Source organism: Actinomycetospora aeridis (assembly GCF_037400275.1).
Classification (GTDB): Bacteria; Actinomycetota; Actinomycetes; order Mycobacteriales; family Pseudonocardiaceae; genus Actinomycetospora; species Actinomycetospora aeridis.
In genome coordinates this window covers 747,033-771,064 of record NZ_JBBEGL010000003.1, presented here as the reverse complement: position 1 = coordinate 771,064, position 24,032 = coordinate 747,033, and the positions used below count along the sequence as shown (strand labels likewise).

24 protein-coding genes and 2 pseudogenes are annotated in these 24,032 nt (G+C 75.1%); 14 read left to right on the top strand and 12 right to left on the bottom strand.

What is annotated here, in order from left to right; genetic code table 11:
- Positions 1-88: 88 nt before the first annotated feature.
- Positions 89-886, top strand: coding sequence for an MmyB family transcriptional regulator (locus WCD41_RS14230; RefSeq protein WP_337714064.1), 798 nt, complete (start codon positions 89-91; stop codon positions 884-886).
- Positions 887-1,114: 228 nt separating this feature from the next.
- On the opposite strand, the pseudogene WCD41_RS14225 reads toward WCD41_RS14230, so the two are convergent.
- Positions 1,115-1,270: pseudogene (locus tag WCD41_RS14225) on the bottom strand (class I SAM-dependent methyltransferase); the annotation flags it as partial.
- Positions 1,271-1,608: 338 nt separating this feature from the next.
- On the opposite strand from WCD41_RS14225, the gene WCD41_RS14220 reads away from it, so the two are divergent.
- Genes WCD41_RS14220 through WCD41_RS14210 form a run of 3 tightly spaced genes read left to right on the top strand, consistent with a single transcriptional unit; the run spans position 1,609 to position 4,602 of the window.
- Positions 1,609-2,514: an acyl-CoA thioesterase gene (locus WCD41_RS14220; RefSeq protein ID WP_337714063.1), complete on the top strand. Its 906-nt coding sequence runs from the start codon at positions 1,609-1,611 to the stop codon at positions 2,512-2,514.
- A 10-nt stretch (positions 2,515-2,524) separates the two neighbouring features.
- Positions 2,525-3,235 carry a DUF998 domain-containing protein gene (locus tag WCD41_RS14215; RefSeq protein WP_337714235.1) on the top strand — a complete coding sequence of 237 codons (711 nt, stop codon included), beginning with the start codon at positions 2,525-2,527 and terminating at the stop codon, positions 3,233-3,235.
- Positions 3,236-3,246: 11 nt separating this feature from the next.
- On the top strand, positions 3,247-4,602 hold the full coding sequence (locus WCD41_RS14210) for a pyridoxal phosphate-dependent decarboxylase family protein (RefSeq protein ID WP_337714062.1): 1,356 nt from the start codon (positions 3,247-3,249) through the stop codon (positions 4,600-4,602).
- Here WCD41_RS14210 and WCD41_RS14205 read toward each other — a convergent pair whose 3' ends face one another.
- Positions 4,603-5,331: a class I SAM-dependent methyltransferase gene (locus tag WCD41_RS14205; protein WP_337714061.1), complete on the bottom strand. Its 729-nt coding sequence runs from the start codon at positions 5,329-5,331 to the stop codon at positions 4,603-4,605.
- A gap of 89 nt (positions 5,332-5,420) precedes the next feature.
- Here WCD41_RS14205 and WCD41_RS14200 point away from each other — a divergent pair, with 89 nt between their 5' ends.
- A complete protein-coding gene (locus tag WCD41_RS14200; RefSeq protein ID WP_337714060.1) occupies positions 5,421-6,326 on the top strand; it encodes an AraC family transcriptional regulator in 906 nt (301 codons plus the stop codon).
- A 2-nt stretch (positions 6,327-6,328) separates the two neighbouring features.
- Here WCD41_RS14200 and WCD41_RS14195 read toward each other — a convergent pair whose 3' ends face one another.
- The 3 genes from WCD41_RS14195 to WCD41_RS14185 are packed head-to-tail and all read right to left on the bottom strand — an operon-like array spanning position 6,329 to position 9,188.
- Positions 6,329-7,807 carry an MFS transporter gene (locus WCD41_RS14195; RefSeq protein ID WP_337714059.1) on the bottom strand — a complete coding sequence of 493 codons (1,479 nt, stop codon included), beginning with the start codon at positions 7,805-7,807 and terminating at the stop codon, positions 6,329-6,331.
- Positions 7,804-8,592, bottom strand: coding sequence for an SRPBCC family protein (locus WCD41_RS14190; RefSeq protein ID WP_337714058.1), 789 nt, complete (start codon positions 8,590-8,592; stop codon positions 7,804-7,806). Before WCD41_RS14190 ends, WCD41_RS14195 begins: the two co-directional genes overlap by 4 nt.
- Positions 8,589-9,188 carry an ArsR/SmtB family transcription factor gene (locus tag WCD41_RS14185; RefSeq protein ID WP_337714057.1) on the bottom strand — a complete coding sequence of 200 codons (600 nt, stop codon included), beginning with the start codon at positions 9,186-9,188 and terminating at the stop codon, positions 8,589-8,591. Before WCD41_RS14185 ends, WCD41_RS14190 begins: the two co-directional genes overlap by 4 nt.
- Before the next feature lie 61 nt (positions 9,189-9,249).
- Here WCD41_RS14185 and WCD41_RS14180 point away from each other — a divergent pair, with 61 nt between their 5' ends.
- From WCD41_RS14180 to WCD41_RS14170, 3 genes are read left to right on the top strand one after another with little or no spacing between them, the layout of a single operon-like run.
- Positions 9,250-10,005, top strand: coding sequence for a 5-formyltetrahydrofolate cyclo-ligase (locus WCD41_RS14180; protein WP_337714056.1), 756 nt, complete (start codon positions 9,250-9,252; stop codon positions 10,003-10,005).
- Between the two features lie 57 nt (positions 10,006-10,062).
- Positions 10,063-10,473 (top strand): hypothetical protein, encoded by a 411-nt coding sequence (locus tag WCD41_RS14175; RefSeq protein ID WP_337714054.1) that lies wholly within the window; start codon positions 10,063-10,065, stop codon positions 10,471-10,473.
- A 7-nt stretch (positions 10,474-10,480) separates the two neighbouring features.
- The gene (locus WCD41_RS14170; RefSeq protein WP_337714053.1) at positions 10,481-11,050 is read left to right on the top strand and encodes a Uma2 family endonuclease; all 570 of its coding nucleotides are present in this window, start codon (positions 10,481-10,483) and stop codon (positions 11,048-11,050) included.
- Here WCD41_RS14170 and WCD41_RS14165 read toward each other — a convergent pair.
- Both WCD41_RS14165 and WCD41_RS14160 read right to left on the bottom strand, forming a co-directional pair.
- Positions 11,044-12,120: an AbrB family transcriptional regulator gene (locus WCD41_RS14165; RefSeq protein WP_337714052.1), complete on the bottom strand. Its 1,077-nt coding sequence runs from the start codon at positions 12,118-12,120 to the stop codon at positions 11,044-11,046. The two genes, WCD41_RS14170 and WCD41_RS14165, sit on opposite strands and share 7 nt — an antisense overlap.
- Positions 12,121-12,382: 262 nt before the next feature.
- Complete coding sequence (locus WCD41_RS14160; protein WP_337714051.1) at positions 12,383-12,895, bottom strand: hypothetical protein; 513 nt, start codon at positions 12,893-12,895, stop codon at positions 12,383-12,385.
- Positions 12,896-12,964: 69 nt separating this feature from the next.
- On the opposite strand from WCD41_RS14160, the gene WCD41_RS14155 reads away from it, so the two are divergent.
- Complete coding sequence (locus WCD41_RS14155; RefSeq protein WP_337714050.1) at positions 12,965-13,633, top strand: TetR/AcrR family transcriptional regulator; 669 nt, start codon at positions 12,965-12,967, stop codon at positions 13,631-13,633.
- Between the two features lie 253 nt (positions 13,634-13,886).
- A pseudogene (locus WCD41_RS14150) lies at positions 13,887-14,447 on the top strand (sigma-70 family RNA polymerase sigma factor); the annotation flags it as partial.
- A gap of 49 nt (positions 14,448-14,496) precedes the next feature.
- Here WCD41_RS14150 and WCD41_RS14145 read toward each other — a convergent pair.
- From WCD41_RS14145 to WCD41_RS14125, 5 genes are all read right to left on the bottom strand, one after another.
- The gene (locus tag WCD41_RS14145) at positions 14,497-15,720 is read right to left on the bottom strand and encodes a class I SAM-dependent methyltransferase (RefSeq protein WP_337714234.1); all 1,224 of its coding nucleotides are present in this window, start codon (positions 15,718-15,720) and stop codon (positions 14,497-14,499) included.
- 27 nt (positions 15,721-15,747) lie between these two features.
- A complete protein-coding gene (locus tag WCD41_RS14140) occupies positions 15,748-17,097 on the bottom strand; it encodes an FAD-binding oxidoreductase (RefSeq protein ID WP_337714233.1) in 1,350 nt (449 codons plus the stop codon).
- A gap of 194 nt (positions 17,098-17,291) precedes the next feature.
- Complete coding sequence (locus WCD41_RS14135) at positions 17,292-18,236, bottom strand: YihY/virulence factor BrkB family protein (RefSeq protein WP_337714048.1); 945 nt, start codon at positions 18,234-18,236, stop codon at positions 17,292-17,294.
- A 43-nt stretch (positions 18,237-18,279) separates the two neighbouring features.
- Positions 18,280-18,813 carry a UGSC family (seleno)protein gene (locus WCD41_RS14130; protein ID WP_337714047.1) on the bottom strand — a complete coding sequence of 178 codons (534 nt, stop codon included), beginning with the start codon at positions 18,811-18,813 and terminating at the stop codon, positions 18,280-18,282.
- A gap of 5 nt (positions 18,814-18,818) precedes the next feature.
- Complete coding sequence (locus WCD41_RS14125) at positions 18,819-20,231, bottom strand: hypothetical protein (protein WP_337714046.1); 1,413 nt, start codon at positions 20,229-20,231, stop codon at positions 18,819-18,821.
- 104 nt (positions 20,232-20,335) lie between these two features.
- Here WCD41_RS14125 and WCD41_RS14120 point away from each other — a divergent pair, with 104 nt between their 5' ends.
- The 4 genes from WCD41_RS14120 to ligD are packed head-to-tail and all read left to right on the top strand — an operon-like array spanning position 20,336 to position 23,910.
- Positions 20,336-20,926, top strand: coding sequence for a dihydrofolate reductase family protein (locus WCD41_RS14120; protein WP_337714045.1), 591 nt, complete (start codon positions 20,336-20,338; stop codon positions 20,924-20,926).
- A gap of 43 nt (positions 20,927-20,969) precedes the next feature.
- Entirely contained in the window at positions 20,970-21,365 is a 396-nt protein-coding gene (locus WCD41_RS14115; protein ID WP_337714044.1) for a ribbon-helix-helix domain-containing protein, read from the top strand.
- A 22-nt stretch (positions 21,366-21,387) separates the two neighbouring features.
- Complete coding sequence (locus tag WCD41_RS14110; protein WP_337714043.1) at positions 21,388-22,464, top strand: extracellular catalytic domain type 1 short-chain-length polyhydroxyalkanoate depolymerase; 1,077 nt, start codon at positions 21,388-21,390, stop codon at positions 22,462-22,464.
- A gap of 9 nt (positions 22,465-22,473) precedes the next feature.
- Positions 22,474-23,910 (top strand): non-homologous end-joining DNA ligase, encoded by a 1,437-nt coding sequence (gene ligD / locus WCD41_RS14105; protein WP_337714042.1) that lies wholly within the window; start codon positions 22,474-22,476, stop codon positions 23,908-23,910.
- Positions 23,911-24,032: the final 122 nt, after the last annotated feature.

Genomic DNA, 24,032 nt, shown 5'->3' with positions numbered 1-24,032 from the left:
ACGAGAACCCTGCAGCGGCGCGGGTAAGCGGGTCGATGACCTCGCAGGTCATGGCCGCGACCTGGTAGCGGGCCCTAGCGTCGACGCCGTGACGACGCTCGAGTCCCGCCCGGCGCCCGGCGACCTGCTGCGCGGCTGGCGCACCCGCCGCCGGCGCAGCCAGATGGACCTCGCGCTCGACGTCGGCGTCTCCACCCGTCACCTGAGCTTCGTCGAGACCGGCCGCGCCCGGGCCAGCCGCGAGCTGCTCGTCGACCTCTGCGAGCACCTGGAGGTCCCGTTGCGCGAGCGGAACACGCTGCTGCTGGCGGCGGGCTTCGCCCCGACCTACACCGAGTCCCGGCTCGACGCGCGGGCCCTGGACGCCGTGCGGGGCGCGCTCGAGCACCTGCTCACCGGCCACGAGCCGTTCCCCGCGCTGGTGGTCGACCGGTGCGGCGACGTCGTCATGGCGAACCGGGCGGTGAGCGCGCTGCTCGCGCTGCTCGACCCGGCCCTGCTCGAGCCGCCGGTGAACGTCTACCGGCTCAGCCTGCACCCCGACGGCCTCGCCCCCCACGTGCGCAACCTCCCGGAGTGGGCCGGGCACCTGCTGCACCGTCTCGAGCGCCTCAGCGACCTCACCGGCGACCCGCGCCTGGTCGCGCTGCGCGACGAGCTCGCCGGCTACGTGCCGCCCGCCCCGACCGGCCCGGCCGCCCGCGCGGCCCACGTCATGCTGCCGCTGCACATCGCCCATCCCGACGGGGACCTGCGCCTCTACTCCACGATCACGCACTTCGGCGCGGCGTGGGACGTCACGCTCGACGAGCTGTCGCTGGAGTCGTTCGTCCCCGCGGACGCCGCGACCCGCGCCGTGCTGGAGGGGCTGGTCGCCGCGGGTTAGCCGCGCCGCTCGCGGGGCCGTCGTCACGGTCCTAGCGGCGGTGGCGTGCACGGCGATCACCGGGTCGTCGGACGACTCCCGGCGCTGGGCCACCGGCTCGTCGAACGTCCCCGCGTCGCGCAGGTAGGTGGCCACGATCGCGGCGCGCTGCCGGTCGTCGGCGGCGAGCCAGCCGCGGATCGCCTTGGTGGGGAAGCAGCGGTTCGAGAAGGTCAGCGCGAAGGTCCCGCCGGGGCGCAGCACCCGCCCGACCTCGGCGCACACGGCGACCGGCCGCACCAGGTAGTCGACCGAGACGGTGCAGACGACCGTGTCGAAGGCGGCGTCGGCGAACGGGAGGGTCGGGTCGGCGTTGAGGTCGCGCACCACCCGCTCGTCGGCCATCGGGTTGGCGTCGAGCTCGGCGGCGTTCATCCCGAGCACGGTGAGGTGCCGCGGCCGGGTGCGCAGGTGGGAGACCCAGGAGCTCATGAGGTCCAGCACGTCGCCGTCGGCGCCGATCTCGTCGTAGAACGCGCCCACCGCGGCGATCGCGCCCTCGTCGATGTGCTGCACGAGGCGCGGCGGGCCGTAGAAGGCGGTGTCGTCGCCGTCGTCGGCGCGGTCGAAGAACCCGGGCGGGAAGTCGGTCACGGACACCGGGTATCCCGGGGTCGGCCGTCACATGTGATCCGGGCGGCGGCGACGGGCCTCACCGGGCGCCGTCGCCGACCATGGTCCGCATGGCCGACCACGCCCGGGTGCTGTCCGCCGGTCCCACGCTCGCCGAGGACGGCGACGCCCTCACCGACGCGGCCGCGTTCCCCGTGCTGCGTCCGCTGACGCCGCGCTACGCCGACCTCGGCGGCGACGGCAGGGTGACGACGGTGGCGCTGGGCCGATGGTTCGAGGAGGCGCGGGTCGCCGCGGCGCTGCCCCGCTTCCGGCGTCTCGTCGAGGACGGCGGCGGGGCCTTCCGGTTCCTGCTCGCCGCGCAGCGGATCCGCGTGCTCGCGCCCATGACCCTCGACCGGGAGTACCGCGTCGGCACCGGCGTCCGGCGGGTCGGCGGCTCGTCGTACTCCTACGGCCACGGCGTGTTCGCGGGCGACCGCTGTGTCGCGGTGTCGGACTCGGTGACGGTGCTGGGCGGTGCCGCGGGCCCGTGCGCGCTGCCCGACGAGCTGCGGGCCGACCTCGCCCCGTTGGTCATCGACGAGCCCGGCGGCGCCCCGTCCCGTCCCGGGGCGGCGCGGCACGACCGCGCCCGCTACGAGCACGGGCACACCGTGGTGAGCCGCATCGGCGACGTCGACACCAACCGCCACGTCAACAACGTCGCCGTCCTGTCCTGGTACGCCGACGCGGTCGCGAGCTGGCAAGCGGCCCAGCTGGGCACCGTCGACGGCGGTCCGCCCGAGGACCTCGCCCCGAGCGCGTGGGAGGTGCAGTACGTCGCCGAGGTCGCGCACCCGCGCACCTATGACGTCGCCCTGTCCGTCGACGAGATCCCCGGCCGGGATGGTACGAACGGCCTGCGCTACCGGGCGGGGTTGTTCCTGGGCGAGCAGTGCGTGGGTCTCGCCGACGGCTTCGGATCCGCCTTCGGATCCGCACTGTCGGAACGCGGCGCGGGGCCGGCACGTTGAGCCGACCGTGATGACGCACGAGCTCGCGACGAGTCCCCGGGTCGTGGTGCCCGGCGCCCGTGCCGGGGTGGCCGGTGTGCTCGTGGCGCTGCTGGTCATCGGGGTGATGCACCTCGTGGGGCCCTCGTCGAGGGTCGACCCGGTCCGGCGCACGATCAGCGAGTACGCGCTGCTGCCCGGCGGCTGGCTGTTCGACGTCGCCGTCGTCGGGCTGGCGCTCGGGTCGGCGGGGGTGATCGCGGCCCTCGTCGCCGCGCGGCTGGCGCCCGCCCGGTCGCTGCCGGTCGTGCTCCTCGGGGCCTGGTGCGTCGGGCTGCTGCTCGTGGTCGCGTTCGAGAAGACCAACTGGTCGATCGGGCCGAGCGTCTCCGGCTACATCCACCGCTACGCGAGCCTCGTCGCGTTCATCGCCCTGCCCCTCGGGGCGCTGCTGCTCGTGCGGCGCCACCGTCACGACCCGGCCGCCCGGCCGTTCCGGGTCGGGGTGCGGATCGGCTCGTGGCTCGCGCTGGCGTCGTTCCTCCCGATCGTCGGGGCCATCGCGCTGCGCGGGGTCATCGGTGTGCCGTGGTGGCGCGCGGTCCCGCTCGGCCTGCTCGAGCGCGGCCTCGCCCTGGCCGAGGTGGTGGTGGTCGCGCTGCTCGGGCTGTGGGCGCTGGCGCACGCCCGCCGGTCGGCGGCGGCCGGGAACGGTCAGCTCGTGGACAGTCCGGCGGCGTAGCGTCCCCACGCGTGGTGGAGACGCCGTGGGACGAGACCCTCGACCGGGCACGGCGCGTCGCGGGGGAGTGGCTGGCGTCGCTGCCCGACCGTCCGGTGGGGCGCCCCGTCGAGGACGGTGTCCACCTCGACGAGCAGCTGCCGACGCGCGGTTCGCCGGCGCCGGAGGTGCTCGACGCGCTCGCGGCCGATCTCGGGCCCGGCCTGGTGGCCACGCCGGGCCCCCGCTACTTCGGGTTCGTCACCGGGGGCTCGCTGCCGGTGGCGCTGGGCGCGGACTGGATGGCCGCGGCCGTCGACCAGAACGTCGCCGCACGCGTGATGTCGCCGGCGATGGCGGCGGTCGAGGAGGTCACCGGTCGCTGGGTGTGCGACCTGCTCGGCCTCCCGCCCGCGAGCGCGGTCGGCTTCGTCACCGGTGCGCAGATGGCCAACGTCGTCGGCCTCGCCGCGGCCCGGCACACCCTGCTCGCCGCGGCCGGCTGGGACGTCGGGACCGACGGGCTCGCCGGTGCACCGGTGCCGACCGTCCTCGTCGGCGAGCAGGTGCACTCGACGATCCTGCGGTCGCTGCGCCTGCTCGGGCTCGGCTCCGGGCGCGCCGTGCGGGTCGCGGCCGACGACCAGGGACGGATGCGTCCCGACGTCCTGCGCGACCTGCTCGCCGCGATCGACGGGCCCGTGCTCGTGTGCGCGCAGGCGGGCCAGGTCGACACCGGCGCGTCCGACCCGCTGGACGCGATCGCCGAGGTCGTGGGGGAGCGGGAGCAGCGGTGGCTGCACGTCGACGGGGCCTTCGGGCTCTGGGCCGCCGCCACGCCCGCCCGTCGCCACCTCGTCGCGGGCGCCGGGCTCGCCGACTCCTGGACGGTCGACGCCCACAAGTGGCTCAACGTCCCCTACGACTGCGGCATGGCGATCGTGCGCGACCCGGCGGCGCTCACCGCGGCCATGGGCATGTCGGCGGCGTACCTGCCGATGGGGTCCGCCGACCCGTCCAGCCGCGTCCCCGAGTCCTCGCGCCGGGCGCGCGTGCTGCCCGTCCACGCCGCCCTGCGGCACCTCGGCCGCGAGGGCGTCGCCGACCTCGTCGAGCGCTGCTGCGCCCTCGCCCGCCAGGCCGCGGACGAGCTCGCCCGGCATCCCGGGATCGAGGTCCTCAACGACGTCGTGCTCAACCAGGTCCTCTTCCGGCCGCGCGCGGGCGACGCCCGCGAGCTCGCCGCCGCCGTCGCCCGCGACGGCACCTGCTGGGTCGGGACGACCGTGTGGCAGGGCCGCCCGGCGGTGCGCCTGTCGGTGTCGAACTGGTCGACGACCCCGGAGGACATCCGGCGCTCGACAGCGGCGATCACACGGTTGCTGTGATCAGGCGGGGACCCGCGCCCGGGTGAAGGCGAGCGTCCCGAACACCCACCGGCGGCGCTCGACGACCTCGGCGTCGACGAAGCCGGCACCGGCCAGGAGCGCGACCGTGTCGTCGACCGGGGACAGCTGCGGGCGGAGGTCGTGCTCGTGCCCGTGGCCGTGGCCGTGCCCGTGGCCGTGGCCCTCACTGCGCTTCACCCGGCTGATCGCGTGCATCGCCGCGCCGGCCAGCCGGGCGAGGGGGCCGGTCGATCGCTCACCGTCGGTGTCCACGATGTGCACCGTGCCGCCCGGGCGCAGCACGCGGCGGACCTCGCGCAGCGCGGCGGTCTGCTGATCGGCCGGCAGGTGGTGGAGCATCAGCGACGAGAGCACGCGGTCGACGTCGTCGTCGGGGAGCGGAAGGTCGTCGGCGAAGCCCTGCTCGAGGCGGACGGAGGCGGGCAGCTTGGTGCGGGCGCGCGCGAGCGCCGCGGGGTCGGGGTCGAGTCCGATCAGCGCGACGTCCGGGCGGCTCCGGGCCACGGCGGCGAGGACGTTGCCGGTGCCGCAGCCGATCTCCAGCACCCGCCCGCCCGGGGGAGGGGCGGCCTGGGCGACGAGCCGCCGGTGCGAGGGGCCGGCGCCGAGCAGCCGGCTCATCACGTCGTAGAGGACCTGAGGCGCCTCGCCGGGCATCCCGGGCAGGTAGGCCCGACCTCCCGTGCTGGCGCGCTCCGGCTCCGTCATGCTGGACTCTCCTCGTGGGACGGGATTCGGTGTCGGAGTCCACGATCGTCGGGGCTCCACCAGGCGACAAGGGACAGAGCCCGGCCACGATGGGAGAATCTTCCGACGTCCCGGTGGTCGGCTACCCGCGCTCCCCGGACGGCCTCGACGTCACGGTGCGGCACCGTCGCGGCGATGCGGAGGGCCCGGCCCTCCCACCCGCGGGCACGCCCGTCGCCGGGCCGCACGCCCATGACTTCCTCGTGCTCCTGCTGGTCGAGGGCGGCCGCGGCACGATGCGGGTGGACGACCGGGAGATCCCGCTGGCCCCCGGCGACGTCCTGGTGCTCGCGCCCGGCGCGGTCGTCGCGCCGCAGGCCGGGCACGTCGATCCCCACACCGAGGTGTGGATGGTCTTCTTCCCCGCCGACGTCGTCGACCCCGCGACCACGGGCTCGCTGGTCTCGTGGCGCTCGCACCCGCTGCTCGCCCCGCTCGTCGGCCCCGGGCGGGCCGGCGGCCAGCGGTTCGGCGTGCCGGCGGGGGAGCGCGCCGGGTGGCTCGCCCACGTCCGCGCCCTCGACGCCGAGCTCCGGGAACGCCGGGACGGGGCCGCGGCGGCGGTCCGGGCGTACCTGACCCTGCTGCTCGTCGGGCTCACGCGGCTCGAGGCCGTCGTCACCGACGAGCTCCGCGACCGCGACGAGCCCCTCCTCGCGGCGGTCTTCGACGTCGTCGAGCGACGGTTCCGCGAGCCGCTGTCCCTGCGCGACGTGGCGTCCGCCGTCGGGCTGACGCCGGGGCACGTGACGACGGTCGTGCGCCGGCGCACCGGCCGCACGGTCCAGCAGTGGATCACCGAGCGGCGCCTGCGCGAGGCCCGGCGCCTGCTGCACGACACCGACCTCACCGTGGCCGCCGTCGCCGCCCGGGTGGGGTTCCGCGACGCCGGTTACTTCGTGCGTCGCTTCCGTGCCGAGCACGGGGTCCCACCCGGGCGGTGGCGTGCGGCCTGACCTCACGCCGCGACCGGCTCGGCGGTCTGCGCCTCGGCCGGCGTGGCGGGCACGTGCCGCAGCGTCGCCACGACCAGCGCCGACACCCCGAGCAGCAGGACGGCCGCCACGGCCGCGGTGACGGTGACCGCGCCGGTGAACGCGTCGCGGGCGGGTGCCAGCACGCCCGGGTCCCCGCTGGTCACGGCGCCGGCGAGTCCCTCGCGGGCCGTCGCCGGCACGTCGGCGGGCAGCAGCGTCCGGTAGACCGCGACCGCGAGGCTCCCCATCCCGGCGAGGCCCACCGCCATGCCGAGCTCCTGTCCGGTCTCCGAGAGCGACGACGCCGACCCGGCCTGCTCGGGCGGCGCCGAGCCGACCACGAGGCCCACGCCCAGCCCGCCGGGAAGGCCCATCCCGAACAGGGCGACCGTGAACGCGACGACCAGGGGCAGCGTGCCGGCGGGCGCCGCGAGCGCGACGCCGCCGAGCCCGACCGCCGCGAGCGCGGTGCCGCCGGCCATCATCCACGCCGGCCGGATGCGCCGGGCGACGACGGGTCCGGCGAGCACCCCGACCAGCATCGCCACGGTGCCGGGCAGGGTCGCCAGGCCCGCGGTGAGCGGGTCGAGGCCGGCCACGAGCTGCAGGTCCTGGGTGATCACGAGGAACATCCCGCCCATCACCACGCCACCGAGCAGCATCGTCGCCAGCGCGCCGCGCAGCGCCGGGTGCGCGAGGAGCCGCAGGTCGAGCAGCGGGTGCTCGAGACGGCGCTGGCGGCGCACGAACGCGACACCGGCGGCCACCCCGACGAGGAGCGCGACCACGGTCGACGCCCCGACCTCGCCGCGGGCGAGCGCCTTGACGCCGTGGACCACCGGCAGCAGGGCGAGCAGGGACAGGGCCACACTCGCCGGGTCCAGGCGGCCGACGCCCGTGCCGCGCCCCTCCGGCAGCAGCCGCGGCCCGACGGCGAGCAGCAGCACCATCACCGCGACGCCGGGCAGGAACACCGAGCCCCACCAGAAGTGCTGCAGCAGCAGCCCGCCGAGGGCCGGCCCGAGCGCGCCGCCCACCATGATCGCGGAGAAGACGGTGGCGACGGCCATGCCCTGCCGGCGCGGGTCGGAGTACAGGCCGGTGACCAGGGCGAGCGCCGAGGGCATGAGCGTGGCCCCGGCGACCCCGAGCGCCGCGCGGGCCGCGATGAGCAGCCCCGGGGTGGGGGCGAACGCCGCCGCCAGCGAGGCCACCCCGAACGCCGCGGCGCCGATCAGCAGCAGGCGGCGTCGTCCGATGCGGTCGCCGAGGCTGCCCATGGTCACGAGGAACCCGGCGACGAGGAAGCCGTAGACGTCGGTGATCCAGAGCTGCTGGGCCGCGTCGGCATGCAGGTCCTCGGCGAGCCGGGGGAGGGCCACGAGCAGCACGGACAGGTCGAGCGCGACGAGCAGGGCCGGGAGGGTGAGGACGGCGAGGGCGAGCCGTGGGCGGATCATCGGATCTCCTCGAGCCAGGCGCGCCAGCGGGGCGCCTCGCGGTCGGCGACGGTGGCGGCGACCGGACCGTCCGGGCCCGGGCCGTCGAACAGCGACAGGTGGACGGTGACGTGCCCGCCGGCGGTGGCGAGGTCGGCGATCCCCGGCGCCGGGGCGTCGAGGTGCAGGACGACGCCGCTGAGGTGGCGGCCGGGGGAGAGCACCGAGACGGTGCCGGCGAGCTCCGGAGTGCCGACGAGGGTCACCCGGTCGCCGGCCTGCGCGTCAGCGAGCCCGGTCGCGGCGAGGAGCTTCTGCCAGGCGTCCCGCTGCGGTCCGCCGACCGGGGCGCTCTCGGCCACCGTCGCGGACCGCAGGCCCGCGAAGTGGGTGAGGTACACGCGCAGGGTCTCGAGCGCGGTGCCCATCCCCTCGCGCAGGGCGTCGATCTCGTCGTCCCAGTCGTCGCCGTGGCCGAACCCGCTCATCACCATGCGGACGACGCAGGTGCCCTCGTCGCGCGTGGACACCAGCCACTCGGTGGCGAGCGTGGTGGTCTCCTCCCCGGCGGGCCAGGTCGCCTCGGTGGCGAAGCGCGACGGGGCGTCGTAGGCGGTGACCTCGCCGCCCTCGCCGAAACCGCCGCCCATGTCGAAGGCGAACTCGCCGCCGACGTGCTCGCCCACCCGGGTGGGGTGCAGCCAGGCGCTGATGCCGGGCCCGGTCGCGATCGCGTCCCAGACCTGCTCGGGGGTGCCGGGCACCGCGACCTCGAGGTCGACGGTGCGGGGGTCCTGCTCGGTCATGACTCGTCCTCTCCGGGCTGTGTGGTCGGGGCCGGCACGGGGTGCGCGCCGACGATCAGGCGGTGGGGGCGGCCGTCCGGCGCGTGGTACCGGGCGGCGAGCTCGCGGACGGCGGCGCCGAGCTCGTCGGCGAACGCGGCCCGCTCGGCGGCCGAGGCGAAGGCGATCTCGGTGTCGATCGCGAGGGTCGCGAGCCGCTTGTCCTGGGCGTCGGCGCGGCGGGCGAGGTCGCCGACCTCGCGCACCAGGCGCCCGCCGAGGGCGAGCAGGTAGCGCGCCGAGAGCCGGTCGGACACCCGTTCCGGGCTGCTCGCGGCCTCGCCGAGCGCGGCGGGGGAGACCAGGTAGGAGGCGGCGGAGGCCTCGAGCACCCGCTCGGTCAGCCCGCGCCTCGGGCGCTGGGCGATCTCCCGGACCAGGCCGTGGGCCTCCAGCGTCCGCAGGTGGTAGTTGACCTTCTGTCGGGTGAGGCCGACCCGTCCGGCCAGGGTGGAGGCCGATCCGGGCTCGGCGAGCGCGGCCAGCAGGCGCGCGCGCAGCGGGTCGAGGGCCGCCGCGGCGGCGGCCGGTTCGTCGATCACGTCCACATCGAGCACGGACCCACGACAACATTGACAAGAAAATTTGTCAAATAGGGGAGACGCCTACGGTGGGGGCGTGGCGCGGCGACACGATGCGGACGCGGGCGGCCCCGCCGAGGTCAACGAGGCGAAGGCCGCGATCCGGCAGCGTGTGTGGGACGCGCTCAAGGACGGGAAGCTCGCGCGGTTCCCGGGCGCGCACGGCCGCATCCCGAACGTCAGCGGGGCCGAGGCCGCCGCCGAGCGCCTGCGCGGGACCGAGATCTGGCAGCGGGCCCGCACGCTGAAGTGCAACCCCGACGCCGCGCAGTGGCCCGTGCGCCAGCGCGCGCTGCAGGACGGCAAGACCGTGTACATGGCCGTGCCGCGCCTGGCGGAGGAGGCCCCGTTCTTCCTGCTCGACCCGGAGCACCTCGCCGACACCCCGCGCAAGGCGTCGTCGATCAAGGGCGCGTCACGGTCGGCGCGGACGGTCGCCGTCGAGGACCTCGAGCCCGTCGACCTCGTCGTCACCGGCTGCGTGGCCGTCGCCGAGGACGGGGCGCGACTGGGCAAGGGCGGGGGGTTCAGCGACCTCGAGTTCGCCGTGGCCAGCCAGGCGGGCCTCGTCGCGCCGGACACCCCGGTGGTCACGACCGTCCACGAGCAGCAGGTGGTCGCGGTGGGCGACATCCCGGTGACCGACCACGACGTGCGGCTCGACCTCGTCGTCACCGCCGACCGCGTCATCACCTGCACGCGCGAGGCCCGCCATCCCGGCCGTATCGACTGGGAGCAGCTCACCGAGGAGAAGATCGCGGCGATCCCCCTGCTGCGGCGGTTGCGGCCCTGAGCGGTTGCTTTCGTGAATCGGCACCCACCGGACCGCGCGGGCGCCCACCGTGGGCGCATGACCCTCACACCCGAGAACGCCGCACCCCTGCTGACCGACGACGACGTGCACGACCGCGTCGCCGCGATCGTCGGCCCGGCCACCCAGGACGGGTGCGTCTGGCTGATGCTCGTCGACGGTGACCGCCGGCAGACGCCGGTCGTCATCCCGATCGAGGACTCCCCGCGCTTCCCGGAGACCCATCTCGTGGGCGGCCTGCGCGACATGCTCGCCCAGCTCGGCGACCAGCTGGCCACCGACGCCGGCCCCGGCGCCTGCCTGTTCACGCTCGAACGCCTCGGGCCGCGCGAGACGGCACCGGGGGACGAGGAGTGGGCCCGGGCGCTGCACGGCGCGGCGTCCGCCGCGGGCCTGGGCACGGTCGGCGTCTTCCTCAGCACGCCGGACGGTGTGCGGCGGGTCCGGTAGGTGCACCATGGGTGCCGTGACCGAGCTGGCCTCCACCGCGGCCTACACCGTCGCCGAGCTGCACGCGATGCCCGACGACGGGCGGCGCCGTGAGCTCATCGACGGGATGCTGTTCGTGAGCCCGGCACCGGGCTGGCCGCACCAGGAGATGGCGCTGACGCTCTACCGGCTGCTCCACGCGGCGTGCCCGCCGGCGCTGCACGTGCTCGCGGCGCCGTTCGCGGTCACCACCAGCACGGTCGACGAGGTGCAGCCCGACGTCATCGTCTGCCGGTACGCCGACCTGACCCGGGCCAACCTCCCGGTGGCGCCGGTGCTGGCGGCGGAGGTCGCCTCGCGCAGCACGCGGCTGCACGACCGCAACACCAAGAAGGCCCACTACGAGCGCCTCGGGGTGCCGTCGTACTGGCTGCTCGACCCGGACGGCGCGGGCGAGCTGGAGGTGCTCGAGCTCGACGACGGCGGGCGGTACGTCCACACGGCCCGTGCCGTCGGCGACGAGGTGGTCGCCGTGACCACGCCGTACCCGGTGACCGTGTCGCCGGCACGCCTGCTCGACGGCCTGTGCCGTCACTGAGCGGTCCGCCGCCCGACGAACCGGGCGAGCAGGGGAGCGACGAGCAGCATCAGCAGCACGCGCAGCACCTGGACCGCGACGACGGACGTGACGTCGGCGCCCGAGGAGATCGCGGTGGCGAGCACCGCGTACACGCCGCCGGGGGTCGTCGCGAGGTAGCCCTCGAGCGAGGTCATGCCGGTGGCCCACGACAGCACGAGACCGAGGCCGGCGCAGATCGCGATCACGGCGAGGATCAGGGCCGTCGCAAGCGGCAGGACCCGGGCCACCGTCACGAGCGCCCGGCGGGTGAACTTGAGGCCGGCCTGCCAGCCGATCGCGGCGTAGGCGAGGTCGACCAGCAGGTTCGGCACGCTCGCGCCGACCACGAGCCCGGACATGCTCAGCGCCGCCGCCAGGACCATCGGGCCGAGCAGCGCCCCGGCGGGCACGTGCAGGGCCCGCGCGATCGGGGTGCCGACCACCCCACACCCGAGCACCACGAGGATGCCGACCCACCACGGTGCCGTCGGGCCGGCGGCGGGACCCGAACCCGCGTCGACGTGGGTGGCGCCGTAGCCCACGACGGCGACCACCGGCATCGTCGCCGTCACCAGCCCGACCCGGACGTACTGCACGACGGAGACGATCCGCTCGTCGCCGCCGAGCTCGGCGCTGATCGCGACCAACCCCGACGCCCCGCCCGCGGTCTGCGCGAGCATCCCCGTCAGCGGCGACACCCCGCGCTGCACGCCCATGACCAGCCCCGCCGCCATGCTCACCAGCAGGGTCCCGACGCTGATCAGCAGGATCGGTAGCCACTCGGCGGCCACCGCGGCGAGGGTCTCGGGGCGGGCAAGCAGGCCGATCACCACGCCGATGACGGCCTGCGCCGAGCCCGTGGCCCAGCGCGGGACCGCGGTGGGCCCGAGCCCCGCCAGCGCGACCACCGTCGCCACGACCAGCCCGGCGAACAGCGCCGCCGACGGGACGGCCAGCGCGGCGAACCCCACGGTCGCCGCGGCCGTCAGCAGCGCGAGCAGTGCCCACCGCCCGCCGGCGACGGGCCACCTCGCGGGTTGATCTGCCACTGGGCGGGAGCCTAGGCGCGAGGAGCCCGGCGGGGGAGGACGCCAACGTCTTCGCTCAGGTGTTCGAACGTCGTCGAGCGGCACGTTCGGCAGGCCGCGAGTGCTGATGATCATGCGAGACGTGCCCCTCGCGGTCCGCGGCGTTCCGGCGAGGGGTGCCCTTCGCCCGTCTATCCGAGCGAAGGTGCCGTTCGCTCAGAACACCGCAGAACATCGCTGGCCGCGGGGAGGGCTCCCTCGTGTCAAAATGACATAATGTCGATTATCGGATCGAGCGGGTCATGCGGGTGGTGGCCACCAGCAGTCCCGCCGTGCTCACGGTGAGGACCAGCGACCGCAGCAGGTTCGCGTCGAGCAGGCTGTCGATGGTCGCCGCGTCCTGACCGATGCGGTCGAGACGGTCGTGCCTCGGGATCGCCCAGGCGACCGTCGACACGAGCGCCGCCAGCCCGCCCGCGGCGACGACGGCGGCGAGGCGGCGCGAGACGCCGGCCGGCCGCGTCCACGGGAACGCCGTGCACGCCACGAAGCACAGGAACCCGGGGGCGATCACCACGAGCGGGATCGCCCGGTTGTACTGCGCGTGGTACGCGAGGAAGTCCTCGGCCGGCACGGCGCGGAACAGCGGGTACGACACCAGTTGCGCCTGCCAGCCGACCCCCGTCGCGTACGCCGTGACGGCGGTGAGCCCGACCAGGTGGGCCCGGCGCCAGGCCGGTGTCCGGGTGCCGGTCGAGGTGGCGGTCGCAGCCGTCGTGGTGGACGTGGTGCTCATGCGGGTCTCCCCTGGTGCTTCGAATTCGGTAGAGTGAGACTAACTCTATTTGGGCAGGAGTCAAACGAAATGTGCGCAGCACGCCGCTACGACGCCTCCGGGCGCGAGCGCCAGGCCGCCCTCACCCGCCGCCACATCGCGACGACGGCCGTCGAGCAGTTCGTGGCGCAGGGGTACGCGACGACCACGGTCGCCTCCGTGGCGAAGGCGGCCGGCGTGTCCGCGCAGACCGTCTACAACGGGTTCGGGACGAAGGCGGCCCTGCTCAAGGAGGGCTACGACATCCTCATGGTCGGCGACGGTGAGGCGGTGCCCCTGGCGGAGCGCCCCGACGTGCGGGCGCTGTACGCCGACCCGGACCCGGTCGCCTTCCTGCGCGGCTACGCCCGGCTCGGTCGCACCCTCATGGATCGTCTCGGGCCGCTCGCGGTCCAGATCGGTGCGGGGGCGCTCGCCGGCGACCCGGACCTCGTCGAGCTGCGCGCCACCACGGACCGCGAGCGTCTCGTCGGCACCGGCATGGTCGTCGGGCGGCTCGTCGAGCTCGGCGCCCTCTCCCCCGGGCTGGACCCCGACCTCGCCCGCGACCGCCTCTGGACGCTCAACAGCACCGAGGTCTGGCACCTGCTCACCTCGGCGCGGGGCTGGAGCGGCGAGCAGTACGAGGACTGGGTCGGGGACGCCATGGTGGCCGCCGTGATCGAGATCCGTTCGCCGTCGGGGAACGACCGCCGGTGACGGTCGGACGGGGCCGGTCGTCGGATCGCGCACGACCGACCGGCCGCTGACCCGGACGGTCGGCCCGCCGACCGCGCGCCTCCTTCACACGGCACACCCGATCGAGCACGGTGGGATCACGACCGGGTCGCAGGACCGCACACGTGTGCGCGCGCCGTGACGGTCCGGTCACGTTCAGTGGAAGGTCCGGGACGGGCCGGGCGTGCTCGGGGGGAACCGTGGCAGCAGGAGCAGGACACCGGTGGGGGCGCCGGTGACCGAGGAGTCCGACGAGATCGACCGTCTGGTCGCCGCCGTGCTGGCCGACGACCGCGCGGCGCTCAACCAGCTGCTCGCGATCCTGCGCCCCCTGGTCGTGCGGTACTGCCGGTCGCGGCTCGGCACGGAGCGCTCCGGTGTGGCCGCCGACGACGTCGCCCAGGAGGTCTGCCTGGCGGTCCTCAAGTCGCTGCCGACCTACACCGACCAGGGCAAGCCCTTCCTCGCGTTCGTGTACGGCATCGCGGCCCACAAGGTCGTCGACGCCCACCGTCACGCGGGCCGCGACCGCTCCGAGCCCACCGACGAGGTGCCCGAGGGGTTCGCCGACGCCGTCGGGCCCGAGCAGGCGGCCCTGGAGATGTCGGCCAGCGCCGAGATGCGCGAGCTGCTGGCCTCCCTGCCCGCCAAGCAGCGCGAGATCCTCGTCCTGCGCGTGGTCGTCGGGCTCTCGGCCGAGGAGACCGCGCTGGCGGTCGGCTCGACGCCCGGCGCGGTGCGGGTCGCCCAGCACCGCGCCGTGGCCAAGCTCCGGGACGTCATGAGCGGGGCGGAACGGGACCGCGAGGAGCGCGGCCCCGACGACACCCCGCCCCGCGGGCTGTTCAGTACACGGGGCGGAGCGGGAACCCGGACCGGGCGTCGGGGCCGAGCTTGACCCCCAGCACCTGGTGGAGCTGGATGTTGTTCATGTCGAACCCCACCTGGCACGCCGGCATGTAGAGCCGCCACACCCGCGCGCGCCCCTCCCCGGCCTCGGCGACGCACTCGTCCCAGTGGGCCTCGAGGTTGGCCGACCAGTCGGCGAGGGTCTTCGCGTAGTGCTCGCGCAGGTTCTCCTCGTGCCGGATCTCGAAGCCGGCGGCGTTCATCCGCGAGACCAGCCAGCCGATCGGCAGCAGCTCGCCGTCCGGGAAGACGTAGCGGTCGATGAACGGGTCGGCGTGGGCGCGGTGGTGGGCGTCGGGCCGGGTGATGCAGTGGTTGAGCAGGCGCCCGCCGGCGCGCAGCTTGCCGTAGAGGAAGCGGAAGTAGCCCGGGATGTTGCGCCGCCCGATGTGCTCGGTGAGCCCGATCGAGCTGACCGCGTCGAACTCGCCCTCGGTGACGTCGCGGTAGTCGCCGTGGCGGATCTCGACGAGGTCGCCGAGGCCGCGGCGTGCGACCTCCTTCTGCGCCCAGGTCGCCTGGTCGCGCGAGAGCGTCACGCCCAGCGCGCGCACCCCGTGGTGCTCCGCGGCGTGCATCGCCATCTGGCCCCAGCCGCACCCGACGTCGAGCAGGCGCATCCCGGGCTCGAGCCGGAGCTTCTCGGCGACCAGCGCGTGCTTGGCGAACTGCGCCTCCTCGAGCGTCGAGCCCTCGGACGGGTACAGCGCGCACGTGTAGGCCATCGACGGCCCGAGGACCATCTCGTAGAAGCGGTTCGACACGTCGTAGTGGTGCTCGATCGCGTCGGAGTCCCGGTCCTTGGAGTGTCGCCGGCCGTGCTGGCGGTGCTCCTCGGGCGGCGGGGCGACCCGGTGGCGCAGGCGCAGCGGCGCCAGCCGCGCGGCCATCCGCACGAGCGTCGCGGGCGTCACGTCGGAGACGGTCAGCTCGCCCATGGCGGTCAGCGCCTCGTAGATGTCGCCGTCCACGTCGAGGTGACCGGAGACGTACGCCCGGGCGAGCCCGAGCGTGTTCGGCGAGCTCGCGAGGTAGGCCAGCGCGGTCTCACTGCGCACGTCGACGGTGGCGACGGGCGCGGCGCCCGGGGGCGACGAACTGCTCCCGTCGTAGGCGCGGATGGCGACGGGGGCCTGCTCCCCCAGCACCGGCCGGAACATCTCGGCGACCTGCACGACGATCCCTCCTCAGCCCGTCACGGTCTTGGTGTAGAGGTCGGGGAGGCGGCCGTCCGGGTCGTAGCGAGCCTTGAGCTCCCGGTAGGCCGTCCCCCCGTACAGCGCGTCGAACTCCTCGGGGGTGTAGCTCGCCGTCGAGTACAGCGACTTGTGCCCGTCGAGGCCCATGAGCACCTGCTCGATGCGCCGGTTGTGGTGGTCGGGCGCCTGGCCCGGGGACAGCGGGGCGTCCGACCAGAACCCGATGTTCACGTAGGTCGTGTCGGGGTCCAGGGGGTAGAGCGGCCAGTTCCGGCGGTCGCGCTGACGCAGGGGACACAACCAGATCGGCTCGATCCCGATCTCGTCGTGGAAGAACGCCAGGAACTCGGGCAGCCGGTCCACCGGCACCTCGACGTCCTGGATGATCGGCTCGACGCCGGCCACGCCGCTGCGCCGCGCGAGGGCCTGCGACAGCCCGGTGCGCCGGTCCAGCGCGACGATCCGCCTGTAGACGTCCGAGCGCCGGTAGCGCGACGGCCAGAGCCGCCGGACCACGGGGTGCTGCACCCCCAGAGCGCGCGAGCACCAGAACCAGTCGGTGTCCCAGCGCCACAGGTAGTCGTGGATGGTCAGGAAGTCGAGGTCACGCTGCTGGATCGACCGGTAGTAGATCCCCTGGCCGGTGTAGTCCGAGAGGTACGGCGCGGTGTCGACCATCTCGCTGACGGTCATGTAGTGCTCGCGGGCGGAGAACACGACGCCGTCGCAGAAGTCGACCCGCTCGCCGGCCCACTCGCGGGTCTTCGCGACCTCGGCGAGCGCCTGCGCGACCTCCTCGGCGGTGTCGAAGCGGACGTGGCGCAGGCGCACGAACGGGCGGACCGGCGCGAGCTCGATGCGCAGCCGCAGCGCGTAACCCAGCGTGCCGTACGAGTTCGGCAGCCCGGAGAGCAGGTCGGGGTGCTCGCGCGTCGAGAGGATGTCGCCGGTGCCGGTCAGCACGTCGGCCTCGAGCACCGACTCGTGCGGCAGGCCGTCGCGGAACGACGAGGACTCGATGCCGAGCCCCACCACCGCTCCCCCGAGCGTGATCGTCTTGAGCTGGGGCACGACGAGGGGCATCAGCCCGTGCGGCAGGGTCGCCGCGACGAGGTCGGCGTACGTCGTCATCCCCGCGACGTCGGCGGTGCGCGCCTCGGGGTCGACGGACAGCACCCGGTCGAGGCCGTCGACGGTGAGCCCGCCCGCGCCCCCGCGGAAGCGGAAGAGGTTGGAGGTCTTCTTGCGCAGTCGCACCGGGGCGTCCGGCGGCAGCGCCGCGAGCCCCGCGCGCACCGCGTCCACCGCCTCGCCGTGCGCGGCGCCCGCGTCCGTCATGGTCATGAGCCGACCGTCATCTGGGTGCTCCCTCCCGGATCCCGGCCGAGCGTATGCCCGCCGTGAGCCCCGGGGCACCGGATCTCACCTGTTCTGTGCGCCACCCGAGCGGACGCTCGACGGACCGTGTCCGCTGTGCCACACGGCGTGTCGCGCGGCGTGGCGCCCGGGTGACGGGACGGGGAGTGCCGACGTCAGCCGACCAGGTCGGCGACCAGCTCGATCCCCCCGCGCGCGGCCTCGCCGCGGTCGGTGACGGCGTCCGGGGTGCGCGTCCCGGTCCACACCGTGACGAGGAACAACCAGCGCACGACGAGGTAGACGATCAGCAGGAACCCGACCAGCGCGCCCAGGGCCGTCACCGCGGGCGAGGTGCCGATCAGGCGGAAGTACAGGCCACCGATCTGCTGCAGGACGACGAGACCCACCGCGGCCACCGCCGCGGCCGGCAGCAACGGGCGCAGGGGACGCGTCGGGCGTGGCAGGTGGGCCAGGCACCACGCGACGACGAGCCAGTTGGCGACGAGCCCGATCACGAGGGACCCGGCCGCGAGCAGCACCCGGGCGCCGGTCGTGCTGGTCAGGCCCACCAGGTCGAGCAGCCACCGCCCGAGGACGCCGGTCAGCGCCGCCAGCGCGAACGAGGCGGCCAGGGCCAGGCCGACGCCCAGCAGCGCCGCGACGTCGGAGACCGCGGAGCGCCACCGGCGTTCCGGGCACGGCTGCCCCAGCAGCGCGGTCACGGCGTCGCGCAGGTGGCTGATCCAGCTCCACCCGGAGATCGCCGCGGCCGCGAGCCCGAGCACACCGAGGGCGCCGCGCTCCGCCACCACGACGTGGACGACGTGGACGACCTCGGTGCTCACCGGCTGGGGCAGCGCGACGGCGAGGAGACGCTCCACCTCGGCGAACACGCCCTGGCTGGAGGACAGCACGAACCCGACGGCCGACACCGCCAGCATCAGCAGCGGCACCAGGGCGAGCACGGTGAAGAAGGTGACCGCGCCCGCGAGGTGGTCACCGTGCCGCGCGCGGTAGACCCGCCGGCTCTCGCGCAGGCGCCGCCACCACGGGCCCATCCGACCGGCCGCCGGTCGGCGGACCCGCCAGCCGGTGACCTGCCACCCCGCCGGTGCCATCGGGCCAGGCAACCACGGTCGCTCTCGGTGCCGGCAGGAGGGGTCAGGTGTCCGGTTCGTCCCCGGTGACCGCTGCGAGCACCCGCGGCAGCGCCTCGTCGGCGAGGGCCGCCATCTCGGCGTCCGTGCGGTCCTGGATGGGGTGCGCGACGTAGACCGCGGGCACGGACGCGAAGCCCAGGGCGCGGGCCTGCACGTCGGTGGCCGTGACGAACTCCGTCGACGCGACGAAGGTGGCGGTGACGCCGTCGGCCTCCAGGGCGGCGAGGTCGTGCACACTGCACGACGTGCACGAGCCTCAATCGGCGAGGGCCTCGATCACCACGTCGCACTCGGCGGCGATCTCCGCGCGCAGGTCGGCGGGCATCGGCTTGGTGAACGTCGGCTTGGCGTAGCGGCGCACGGTGGCCCCGCGCTCGGCGACCAGCGTCGCGAGCCGGTCGAGGAACACGTCGCCGCGCGGCTTGGCGATGTCGAGCAGCCCGACGGTGCGCCCGGCGAGGTCGCCGGGCCGCGGGCCGACGGTGCGGGACGCGGGCCGGGACTCGTCGGTCGGGTCCAGGACGGTGGTGATCATGTCGGTCACTCCTCGATGACGCGCGTGACGGGGCTGCTGCCCCCGGGGCCGCCCACCCAGCCGCCGATCACGGCCGAGAACTTGCCCGCTCCCCCGCCGGCGACGGCCACCAGCAGCCCGCCGGGCCGGAACTTCGGGCGGGCGCGGCGGGGCGAGGGCATGCCCTCCTCGATGCCGTCGGCGCCGCGGGCGAGCTCCTCGGGGGCCAGCAGGAGCAGCTCGTCGAGCGCGGCGGTGAACCGCGCCCGGTCCCACCCGGCGTCGGCGAACACCGCGAGGTGCTCCGGCGAGAGCACCAGCGTCGCGTCGAAGCCGCCCGCGAGCTTGGGGTGCGCGACGCCGCGCAGGGCGCCGGCGATCGTCCGGGCCAGCGACTCCGGGGTGCGCGAGATCTGGTCGACGACGCCCCGGACCCCCTCGGCGGCGAACACCGTCACCGCCGACGCGCCGGCGGGCACGCCGCGCGAGACCGACAACGGCTCCCACGGCGAGCCCTGCTCGTCCTCGGCGAAGCACAGACCGACCTTCCCGGGCTGACCGAGCGTCGCCCGGTCGACCTCGCCGGGCCGCCCGCCCCCGACGTTGCGGATCACCAGCTGCAGCGCCCGCCCGATCGTGGAGTTCGCGCGGGTGCCCTGACCGAGGGCGTTGCCGCCGGCGTTCACCCCGATCCGGCGCGCGACCGGGCCGTGCACGAGGACCGCGGGGGCCGCCCCCCACGTGGTGGCGAGCAGGCCGTGGGCGTTGAACTCGGTGTCGCAGGCGGCCTCGACGGCGGCGAGCACGACCGGCAGGTACTCGGGGCGGCAGCCCGCGAGCACGGCGTTGATGGCGACCTTCTCGACGGTGGCGGGCACCAGGTTCGGCGGGACGACGGCGACGACCTCGTCGGGCGCCCGGGTGGTGCCCGCGAGCATCCGCAGGACCCGCGGCGGCGTCGGCGCGACGACGGGCAGCCCGTCGGTCCAGCCCCGGTCGAACAGGGCCTCGGCCTCGTCCTCGAGGCCGGCGAGCTCGACGCGCCGGGCGGCGAGCTCGTGGCCACGGGTGCGGACGAGCACCTCCTCGGCGACGGCGGGGTCGTGGGTGCGCGACCCGCAGCCCGGCTTCCAGTCGACCAGGTCCGCGCCGAGGTCGGCGACGCCGGCGATCTCGCGCCACCGCGCGCGGTCCCAGCCCTCGGTGCGCGCTGTCTCGCGGCCGCCCTCGCGGCGCAGCAGGGTGGGGACGACGTCGATCTCGAGCGCGAGGCTGGTGTCGAGCGCGGTGTCGTCGAGGACCTCGACACCGGGAGGGAACGCCGGGTCGTCCTGGCTGACGACGGTGGCCCCGAGGCCGGGGAGCACGGGCGCCACCAACCGGCACGTGGGGCAGTCCTGCTTGAGCACCACCACGAGACCGTCGTCCGGCAGGGCCACGCCCGGCACGCTACCGAGATTCTCCGGCGGCGTTGTCGAGAATCTCCGATCGGCTCCGTCCCGGGGCCGAGAGCGACCGACGCCCCCCACGAAGGAGCACCCCGATGCGCCAGCTCGTCGTCACCGTCATCGCCACCCTGGACGGCTTCGTCGCCGGACCCGGGGGCGACGTCATGGTCATGCCCTTCGACGACGGCTTCAACGACTACGCCGGCGAGCGCATCCGCGCCGCCGGGACCCTGCTCGCCGGCCGGACCACCTACGAGGACTTCCGGTCGTACTGGCCGGGCGTCGCCGACGACCCCGCGCACGACGAGGTCGAGCGCGACATCTCCCGGATCCACAACTCCCTGGAGAAGGTCGTCGTCTCGGACTCGCTCGTCGTCGAGCCCGGGACGGTGTGGGCCGACATCACGCGGGTCGTGCCGCGGTCGGCGGCCGCCGAGACGGTGACGGAGCTCAAGGCCGGGGACGGCGGCGACATCCTCGCCTTCGGCAGCTTCACCACCTGGAACCCGCTGCTCGTCGCCGGCCTCGTCGACGAGTTGCACGTCCTGGTGGGCCCGGCGCTGCTCGGGGCCGGGATGCCGCTGCTGGCCGAGGAGGTCCGCGTGCCGCTGCGCCTCATCGAGGCCCGGCGCCTGGCCGACTCCTCGCTGGTGCTGCACCGCTACGACGCCCTTGCGCCACGGTAGGCCCTCCGTGCACCATCCAGGTGGATGGCGGACGGAGGGTCACATGGTCGGTGAGCCGGGCACCGAGAAGATCACGATCAACATCGGTCCGGTCGACCTCGGTCGCATCGACCTGCTCGTGCAGGAGGGGTTCTTCACCACCCGCACGGACTTCATCCGCACCGCCGTCCGCAACCAGCTCGCGACGAGCGAGCGCGCGATCGAGCAGACCGTCGCGCGCCGCACGCTCGTGCTCGGCACCCAGCACTTCTCCCGGCGCGACCTCGAGGCCCTCCGCGACGCGGGCGAGCAGGTGCACATCCGTGTGCTCGGGCTCGCCACCGTCGCCGAGGACGTCCCGGCCGAGCTGGCGACGGCGACGATCGCGTCGGTCGAGGTGCTCGGGGCCTTCCGGGCCAGCCGCGCGGTGAAGGCCGCACTGGGCTCCCGGATCGTCTGACGACTCCCCCACGGAGGACGCCATGCTCCACAAGTTGCTCACCGAGACGATGCTGACCGGGATGCACGCGGCCGGACGGCCGGGGCCGATGGGCCTGACGGGCGCTGCCACCCGGCTCGTCCGGCAGGGCCGTCTCCTCGACGCCACGGCCGCGATCCGGGAGCGGCTGGGTGGCGGTGCGCTGCCCGGCACGACGTCCGCCGCGACCCCGACGACCGCGCCGGGTGCGACGGACCGGGCCGGCGGCACCGTCACGCGGGGTGCGGCCTCCGCCGCGGGCGACCGGCGCGCCTACCGCCTGTACGTCCCGGCCGGGCTCGCGCCCGGCGCCCCGCTGATGGTGATGCTGCACGGCGGCACGCAGGACGCCGACGGGTTCGCCGCGTGCACCGACATGGACCGGGCCGCCGAGCGCGCCGGTGTCGCGGTGGTCTACCCCGAGCAGTCCCGCTCGGCCAACGCCATGGGGTACTGGAACTGGTTCCGTCCCGGCGACCAGACCCGGGACGGCGGGGAGCCCGCGATCATCGCCGCGATCACCCGGGCCGTGGCGGCGGAGCTGCGGAGCGACCCGGCGCGGGTGGCCGTCGCCGGCTTCTCCGCGGGCGCGGCGATGGCCGCCGTGATGGGCGCGACCCACCCCGACCTGTACTGCGGCGCCGGCGTGCACTCCGGACTCCCCCACCGCGCCGCCCACGACGTCGGGTCGGCGTTCGCGGTGATGTCCTCGCCGCCCGCCGCGGTCGCCGACGCCGGACCGGTCCCGCTGGTCGTCGTGCACGGCGACGCCGACCGGACCGTGGTCCCGGGCAACGGCGAGGCGGTCCTGCGCTCGGCGCTGGTCGGCGCCTCGCCGGGTCGGCTCGACCGGACCACCGGGCAGGTGCGCGGCGGCCACGCCTGGACGCGCGAGCGGTTCACCGAGCCGGGCGGCCGGACGCTCGCGGAGTCGTGGACGGTCCACGGCCTGGGGCACGCCTGGTCCGGGGGGCCCGCGGGCGCGTCGTACGCCGACCCGGCCGGGCCGGACGCCTCCGCGGCGATGCTCGCGTTCTTCGGATTCGCGGGCGAGGTGCCGGTGGCGCGCCGGGTCGGGTAGATATCCCTCGTGCCCGATCTCTCCGAGTACAACGCGAAGCGGGACCCGGCGCGCACGCCGGAGCCGTTCGGCGAGGTCGACGGGGCCGCGCCCACGGGTGACCGGTTCGTCGTCCAGGAGCACCACGCGCGCCGGCTGCACTACGACGTGCGCTTCGAGCGCGACGGCGTGCTCGTGTGCTGGGCGGTGCCCCGCGGCCTGCCGGACAAGCCCGGGGCGCCGCGCCTCGCGGTGCACACCGAGGACCACCCGCTCGAGTACCTCGACTTCCACGGCGAGATCCCCGCCGGCGAGTACGGCGGCGGCTCCATGACGATCTGGGACTCGGGGCGCTACGAGACCGAGAAGTGGTCCGACAGCGAGGTCGCCGTGACGCTGCACGGCGAGCAGGTCTCGGGCCGGTTCGTCTTCTTCAAGCCGGACCGGGACGGCGGGAGCGATCACGACGAGAAGGACTGGCTCGTCCAGCGCCGCAGGTCCGACACGGCGGCGCCGGCGCGGGACAAGTCGGCCCAGTCACCGCGGGTGCAGGTGGGCGGGCGCGGCCTGCGGCTCTCGAACCTCGACAAGGAGCTCTACCCCGACGTCCCCAAGGCCGCGGTGGTCGACTACTACGCGCGCGTGGCCGACACCCTGTTCCCCCACCTCGCCGGCCGGCCCCTGACGCTGCGCCGCTTCCCGGACGGCATCGCGGCGCCGTCGTTCTACGAAAAGAACGCGGGCGCCAAGGCCCCGGAGTGGCTGCGCAGCGTCACCGTGCCGACCCCGGGCAGCAGCCGCGGCTCGGCGACGGCGAACTTCGTGGTCGTCGAGGAGCTCGCGACGCTGGTGTACCTGGCGAACCTCGCGGTGCTCGAGCTGCACGTGCCGCAGTGGCGGGTCGACGACGACGACACCCCGCAGCCGCCCGACGAGCTGGTGTTCGACCTCGACCCGGGCGAGGGCACCACGGTCGTCGACTGCGCGCGGATCGCCGAGCGGGTGCGCGACGTGCTGCGCGCCGACGGCCTGGAGCCCTGCCCGAAGACCAGCGGCAGCAAGGGCATGCAGGTCAGCGCCGCGATCCGCGTCGACGACCCGGGCCGGACCTCGGCGTACGCGAAGGGTGTCGCCGAGCTCCTCGCCCGCGAGACCCCGCGCTCGGTCACCGCGATCATGGCCAAGGAGCGGCGTCGCGGGAAGATCTTCGTGGACTGGAGCCAGAACAACACCGCGAAGACCACCGTCGCGCCCTACTCCCTGCGCGCGCGGGCGGCCCACGGCGCGCCGACGGTCTCCACGCCCCTGACCTGGGCCGAGGTCGAGGCGGCCGGCGAGGTCCGGGAGCTCACGTTCTCCCCCGCGGACGTGCTCGCGCGCATCGAGGCCGACGGCGACCTCTACGCCGCGGCGCTGGGCGAGGGCGTCACCCGTCCCGACCTGCCCGAGGCGCCGTCGGCCGTCTGACGGCCCGCCCGCTCCCCCCGCTCTGTCGCTCGCCCGGCTCCGACCGAAGGGCACCTTCGCTCGAACTAGCGGGCGAGGGGCGCCCCCCGCCCGAACGCTGCGGGAACGCCGCGCCGACCCTG